At 69.6% G+C, this 6,596-nt stretch carries 6 protein-coding genes and 1 pseudogene; 4 read left to right on the top strand and 3 right to left on the bottom strand.

The window, feature by feature from the left end; genetic code table 11:
• Positions 1 to 136, top strand: a pseudogene (locus AIIKEEIJ_RS32575) (sulfate ABC transporter substrate-binding protein); the annotation flags it as partial.
• A gap of 269 nt (positions 137 to 405) precedes the next feature.
• On the opposite strand, the gene AIIKEEIJ_RS11600 reads toward AIIKEEIJ_RS32575, so the two are convergent.
• Positions 406 to 2,163, bottom strand: coding sequence for a cutinase family protein (locus tag AIIKEEIJ_RS11600; protein WP_050036155.1), 1,758 nt, complete (start codon positions 2,161 to 2,163; stop codon positions 406 to 408).
• Positions 2,164 to 2,360: 197 nt separating this feature from the next.
• On the opposite strand from AIIKEEIJ_RS11600, the gene AIIKEEIJ_RS11595 reads away from it, so the two are divergent.
• Positions 2,361 to 2,921 carry a dihydrofolate reductase family protein gene (locus tag AIIKEEIJ_RS11595; protein WP_029546700.1) on the top strand — a complete coding sequence of 187 codons (561 nt, stop codon included), beginning with the start codon at positions 2,361 to 2,363 and terminating at the stop codon, positions 2,919 to 2,921.
• 58 nt (positions 2,922 to 2,979) lie between these two features.
• Entirely contained in the window at positions 2,980 to 3,396 is a 417-nt protein-coding gene (locus AIIKEEIJ_RS11590) for a TIGR03618 family F420-dependent PPOX class oxidoreductase (protein WP_029546701.1), read from the top strand.
• Positions 3,397 to 3,475: 79 nt separating this feature from the next.
• Here the strand turns inward: AIIKEEIJ_RS11590 and AIIKEEIJ_RS11585 are convergent, their stop codons facing one another.
• Together AIIKEEIJ_RS11585 and AIIKEEIJ_RS11580 are read right to left on the bottom strand one after the other, a co-directional pair.
• Positions 3,476 to 3,856 carry a rhodanese-like domain-containing protein gene (locus AIIKEEIJ_RS11585; RefSeq protein WP_338020937.1) on the bottom strand — a complete coding sequence of 127 codons (381 nt, stop codon included), beginning with the start codon at positions 3,854 to 3,856 and terminating at the stop codon, positions 3,476 to 3,478.
• A gap of 33 nt (positions 3,857 to 3,889) precedes the next feature.
• Positions 3,890 to 4,906, bottom strand: a complete 1,017-nt coding sequence (locus AIIKEEIJ_RS11580) for a 2-dehydropantoate 2-reductase N-terminal domain-containing protein (protein WP_161995704.1) — start codon at positions 4,904 to 4,906, stop codon at positions 3,890 to 3,892.
• A 214-nt stretch (positions 4,907 to 5,120) separates the two neighbouring features.
• On the opposite strand from AIIKEEIJ_RS11580, the gene AIIKEEIJ_RS11575 reads away from it, so the two are divergent.
• Positions 5,121 to 6,479, top strand: coding sequence for an FAD-linked oxidase C-terminal domain-containing protein (locus AIIKEEIJ_RS11575; protein WP_161995703.1), 1,359 nt, complete (start codon positions 5,121 to 5,123; stop codon positions 6,477 to 6,479).
• The last annotated feature ends 117 nt before the right edge of the window (positions 6,480 to 6,596 follow it).

Genomic DNA, 6,596 nt, shown 5'->3' with positions numbered 1-6,596 from the left:
TGCGGACGTCGAGTTCCAGCAGTCCTACGGCGCCTCCGGCGATCAGTCCCGGAAGGTCAAGGACGGCGCCGAGGCGGACTTCGTCAACTTCTCCGTCGAGCCGGACATCACGCGTCTCGTCGACGCCTCGATGATCGCGGGCACCGCTCTGATGATCAGCGCCCTCGCGTTCCAGGCGTGGTTGTCGGTCGCGAAACCGTGGGGCCGCACCCCGTGGTCGGCCGGGAAGGCGAAGCTGCCCGCCGCGCCGCCGTGGGTCTTCGCCATGGCGACCGGCGCGGTGGCCGCCGACCTCGCCGTCGCGACTCTGCTCGGCCATCCGCTGCCCGCCTTCGCCGCGGCGGCCCTGGTCGTCGCGGCGACGACCAGGGCCAGGGCGATCCGCGAGGCGAGCCCTCAGCCGGCCTACGGCTGAGGCACCGGCGTGGTCGTCGGGGTGGTGGTTGCGGCCGGCGTCGTGGTCCCGGGGGCACTCGACTCCGCGGTCGTCGGGGCGACGGTCGTCGGCTCGACGGTCGGCAGCGGCTCCACGGCAGGCAGGGGCTCCACGGCCGGCAGCGGGGACGGCGCTGCGGGCGAGGGGGCCGGGGCCGCGGGCGAGGGAGCCGGGGCCGCAGCCGGGACGGGCGGCACCGGTGCCGGCGATGCCGACGAGGAGGCCGCGGCCCGAGTCGGCGACGCCGGGGTCGACGACGTGGTCGTCGGCGTGGTCGTGGTGGCCCCGGCGGCGGCCTTCTCCACGTCGCCGTCCGTCGTCGGCGGGAGCGGCGCCGGATCGATCGGCTTCGACGAGACGACGAGCTGCGGAGCGGTCGCCTCGGCCTCGGCCTTGTCGAGCTCGCCGCTCTCGGCCTGCTTCGCCAGATGGGTCAGCCATGCCGCCGCGTACTGCGCGGACGTCAGGGGCTTTCCGTTCTCGGGGTCGGAATCGCGCCAGTAGTCGAAGTGGTGCCCGGTGTCCGGACCGAGGGTCTGCTGGTACGGATCGCTCAGCGCCACCTCGAGGGTGTTCTCGTTGTCGGCGATGAATCCGATGACCTCGTTGCGCAGCTTCGCGGGCAGATAGGTCAGGTCGATCAGCTCACCCGAGGTGATCTCGCCGTCCGTGCCGGTCGAGGCGACGTCGCGGGCGGCCGGTTCGTAGGACGGATCCGACACCTTGATGAGGACGTCGAGGAAGGTCTCGTCGCTCTGCATCCAGTTCTCCTGCGACTGGATGTCGGCGAACGCGGCCATGGCGATCCGCCCGAGGACCGTGGCGACGTCCAGCGCGGTCTCCGGGGTGAGCCCGTCGCGCTCGAGCGCGTCGACGTTCAACTGCCGTCCTACGTTCACCGCGAGCTGCAGCAGGGCGATGTTCTCCGGAGCGGAGCAGGTCAGGTCGCCCTCCGAGCAGAACGACGCCACCTTGCCGTCCAGCGCCCCGAAGCTCCCCGAGGTGCCCGGCAGCGAACCGCTGCCCGACGCGCTGTTCCGGCCCGACTGGTAGGCGAGGTCGAATCCGTCCGGGTTGCGGAACTCGTCCTCCGCGCCGGGGAACGGTCCCTCACCCGCCGTGCGCCCGGCGTCGGCCAGGATGACCACACCCACGACCGAATCCGGATCGACGATCTCGTACGACCCGTCCTCGGCGCTTTCCTGGTTGCCGATCTCCATCGCCACGCGGCGCGCAACGTCGGCGCCCTCGCTGTACCCGACGACGGCGAACTTCGTGTCGGGGCATGCCTGGCGGATCGCCTGCATCACGGTCTCGGCGTTGTCCACGCCGGCCTCGACGGCGTCGTCGTACGACGACATGTTCGCCGGGTACTCGACGTACACGGCGGAGTAGGAACCCTCGGGCACGTCGTCCCGCGGCGCGTTCACGACCTCGTCGACCCAGGGGCTGCTGAAGTCGGTGGACGATGCGGCCGGCAGGGGGTTCCCGTCGGCGTCGAGGAGCATCGCGTGGGTGCCGGGGCGGGGACTGTCGTTTCGCCCGCCGACCGCGATGCTGACCATGTCGTGGCACTCGGTGACCGAGGCGGTCAGCGTCGTCGGGGCCGTCGACGGAGCCGACGGTTCCGAGACAGCGACGGCGACCACCGCCGCCGCGCCCAGCGCCACGGGTGCCACCGCAGCCGCGACAATCCGCTTGTTTCGCACCGCCCAGTCAAGTGCCATGGTCAATCCCCATCCGAAGTCGGTCCGTGCCGACGACCCTGATTGTGGTGTCGACGCGTCGGTCGGAAAGTCGTTCGAGACGGCAATCGTGTTACATGTCCGCGTCGTAGGCGTGGTCGCGATGAGTTCCCGGCGCCCGGGCGGTCGGTATCCCGTAGGCGGAGCGACACGGGCATCACGTCGGAAGGAGGGACCCGTTGCGGACACTTGCCATCACCCAGAACGTCACCCTCGACGGTTCGATCGAGATGCTGGGGGACTGGTTCGACCCCCAGGGTCAGGCGGAGGTGGACAATTCGGATCATCTGGCGGAACTGCACCGGCAGGACAGCGAGTCCGACGCGTTGGTGCTCGGCCGACGGACGTTCGAGGACTTCCGGGGCTACTGGCCGGGGCGGACCGACGATCCCACGGGCATCTCCGCGTATCTCGACCAGGTGCAGAAGTACGTGGTGTCCTCGACCGTGACGGATCCGCAGTGGCAGCACACCACCGTCCTCTCCGCCGAGCCTCTGGCCGCGATACGCGCCCTGAAGGCGCGCATGGGCCGGGACATCGTGGTCACCGGCAGCATCTCGCTGTGCCACGCCCTGATCGAGGCCGGACTCGTGGACGAATACCGGCTGTTCGTCCATCCCGTCGTGCAGGGCCGCGGACGCCGGTTGTTTCCGGACGGATTCGCGTTGCCGCGGCTGCGCCTGCTCGCGGCGAACGCCTTCCGTTCCGGCATCACCTTCTCCCGCTACGCGGCGGGCTGATTCCCCTGCGGCGGCAAACAGCCTCGGCACCGTCGTCGGCGCGAGTAGGCTACCGGGCATGGCCGATCTGTCCGGCGACGTGCGGGCCCTGCTCGGGGCGCGGAACATGGCGCACGTCGCGACGCTCATGCCCGACGGATCGCCGCACGTCTCCCCGGTGTGGATCGCGGTCGAAGGTGATCACTTGGCGATATTCTCCGCTCAGGAGAACCGGAAGGTCGCCAATCTGCGCCGTGACGGGCGCGTCGCCGTGTCGGTCTGCGATGAGCACAACCCGTATCGGTCGGTCGTCGTCCGCGGCCGGGTCGTCGAGGAACTCGAAGGCGACGAAGCGGTCGCGATCATGGACCGAATGAGCAACCGCTACATCGGCAGCGACTTCCCCATGCGCTCAGCGATCGTGTCGCTCATCGAACCCGAGCGAGTTCACCTGCAGGATCTCCCGTTCCGACATCCCTCGGACACCGGAACCTGAGCCACAACACTCGAACGATCGGTTCCCGGGCCGCCCCGGCGCGACGGCGATCCAGCGCAGGATTTCGGTGCGGCCGGACTCACCCCGCCACGCCGGCGGACTCCCCGTCCCGGGTCGGTAGACCGGCCGCCTTCCAGGCACGATATCCGCCGTCGACGTGTGCGACGTTGCTGTAGCCCAGGAGGAAGAGTTGCTCGACGACAGGGCTCGAGCCGCCCTCCGTTGTGCAGAACACGACGATGTCCCGGTTCCGATCCGCGAGAGGCTCGAAGGTCAGTGCCACGTCCGCCTTCTCGACATGCTCCGAGTCGGGAACGACACCGTCCGCGACGCGGGACGCCGCGCGGCGGACATCCAGGAGCAACGCGCCGTTCTCCACGCGGCGCAGCGCCTCGATCGGCGCGACGAGAACGGTTTCGGCAGTGGCATGTTCGGTGAGAGCGTGTTCGGTGTCGGTCACGGCTCGGGGTCCCTTCGGTTCTGTCGTTCGGATTCACAGGTGTGTAGGTTCGGCGACGAGATCGATCAGCCGGTCGAGTCCGGGTAGGTTCACCCCACCGCCGCGGCGCGCTGCAATGCCCACAATGATCTGCAGAGCGGTGTTCACCGGAGCCCGCGCGCCGCTGAGGCGGGCCAGACGTGCGACGTCTCCGTTGAGATGATCGACCTCGTGCGAGTCCGCGCCCCGCGCGAAGCTCTGCCACGTCGACTGGGCGCCGGGGCCCACCCCGAGGGCTGTGTCGCCGCCTCGCTGTTGCGGGTCGACGACGAGGATCGACTTGTCCCCGTACGGGTGACCGGCTGCGTCGAGCACCGAGCGGGTCTCCTCCTCCAGCGCCTCGGCGACGAGGCTCTTGGCCTCGTCGTCGCCGGCGAGGACCTCGAGCGCATTCTTGACGTTGTGCAGTAGCTTCGTGCCTTTGACGCGAGCGATGTCATCGGTTCGCCGCACTGCGAAGCCGGTGGCATCGAGGTCCGTGAGGAGGGCGTCGAGCGTCGCCGACGCAACCGTGTCCTGACCGAAGGGCAGTCCGGCGATGATCGCACCCAGGTGCGGGGTACCGCCGACGCGGACCTCCCCGACGTCCGTGTAGCGGGCCGCGATGCTCATCGTCGCGCCGACGATGTGGGGGAACCACCGCGCAGCGGTCTGCTCGGCGTCGATGCCGTTCTGCGCCGTGACGAGCGACAGAAGCTCGGCGGCGACCCCGACCTCGGTGTCGCCGTCGAACACGGGCAGCCAGGCGAGGCTCTCGGCGACCGCGGCAACATGCTGGGCCTTGACCGCCGCGATCAGCACGTCGTCGATGCGCAGCTTCAACTCGTCGACTGCGATCGCCGCCAGCGTGACACTGCGGGTTCCGCCCGAGGTGACGAACCGTAGCGGATGCGTGGACAGATGCGTCAAGGCCCGCCCTCGGGCGACGACGACCACGTCGGCGCGCTCCGACAGGGCCGCGGCGAACGAGGCTCCCACCGCGCCCGGTCCGACGACGACGTATCTGGCCATGGCGGGCGTTCCTCCGTTCTGCCGGCGTTCGTGCCGGGTAATGAAACGTTAGCGGCGGCGACCGGGAATTCTTCCCTCCTCGCGGGATTGGAATCGATGTGATCGAAATAGCGCAACATATCGGAGAATCCGATGGATCGAACGATCGGCGGATGTGGAGACAACGACGAGAATGGGGTGGCACACCCGCGCTCGTCCTCACCGATCGGATCCCATGCCGCAGCTTCGTGAATCCCTGATCGACACCGTCGACGGCACCGTCCTGCACGGTGCCGACATCCCGGCGGCCTACCGCACGGACCGATCGGGGCACCTTCCGGACGGGTCTCCCGACACCGTCGTGCAGGCCCGCAGCATCGACGACGTTCGGCGCGCCGTGGAATACGCAGGACAGCAGGGTCTTTCCGTTGTTCCACGTGGCGCCGGCACCGGACTCGCCGCCGGCGCCGCGGCCGGGAGCGGCACTGTCGTGATCGACGTCAGCGCGATGAACCGGATCGTCCAAATCTCACCCGACGAGGAGCTCGCGGTCGTCGAACCCGGCGTCTTCACAGCGGACCTCGACGCAGCCGCGACGGCGGTCGGGTTGCGCTACGCCCCGGATCCCGCCAGTGCCGCGATCAGCACGATCGGCGGAAACATCGCGACGAATGCGGGCGGACTTCGGTGCGTCAAGTACGGTGTGACAGGCGATTCGGTGCTCGGCCTGCGTGTCGTACTCGCCGACGGGCGGGTCTTGGACACCGGTCGCCGAACAGCGAAAGGCGTTGCCGGACTGGATCTGACGAGCCTCTTCACCGGCTCCGAGGGCACATTGGGTGTGATCGTGGGCGCCACCGTAAGGTTGCGTCCGATCCCACGGCATACTGTCACCGTTGCCGCGTGGTTCGCCGGCATCGAGCAGGCAGCGGCTGCTACCGCACAGGCCCTCGCGGCCCGCGTCCGACCCGCCATCATGGAACTGCTCGACGAACCGTCGCTGCGGCACGCCCAGGACCATCTGGGCGTGGTCGCGTGGGGCCGGTCCGGCGCTTTCGTCGTCGCTCAGACCGACGGTTTCGGTGCCGCGGAGGAAGCCGAACTGCTCGCCGACACGTTCCGCCGGTCCGGCGCCCATGTCGAGGTCGGGGCCGATGATGCGGCGGCCGAGCGTCTGCTCGCCGTGCGGCGGGCGGCGCTCCCCGCGCTCGAGCGGCTCGGCCGTCCTCTCATCGAGGACATTGCGGTGCCGCGGCCGCGGATCGCCGATGCGGCGCGGGCGGTGACCACGATCGCGGCCGAGCACCGCATCCCGGTGTTCCTGTTCGGGCATGCGGGCGACGGAAACCTGCACCCCATCATCGTGGTGCCGCACGACGACGCCACCGCCGGGCGACGAGCGGAGGCCGCCGCCGACGACATCTTCTCCGTCGCCCTGGACCTCGGGGGCACGATCACCGGCGAGCACGGCATCGGAATCCTCAAGCGCCGCTGGCTGACCCGCGAGGTGGGCGAGGACTCGCTGGAGGTCCAGCGCGCGATCCGTCGCGCGCTGGACCCCCAGGGATTATTCAATCGAGGAAAGGTCTTGTGACACGGTCGAGGTCCGGGCGGGCGGCGAGCCGGTCCCAAACCTCGGCCAGTTCGTCGTCCGTGGGGACGTCCGACCGCAGAGTGTGGACGACGGAGACCGTCACAGCGCTCCCACGTG

It is taken from the genome of Rhodococcus sp. YH1 (assembly GCF_009939605.1).
Taxonomy (GTDB): Bacteria; Actinomycetota; Actinomycetes; order Mycobacteriales; family Mycobacteriaceae; genus Rhodococcus; species Rhodococcus aetherivorans.
This window is presented reverse-complemented; position numbering and strand designations above follow the sequence as displayed.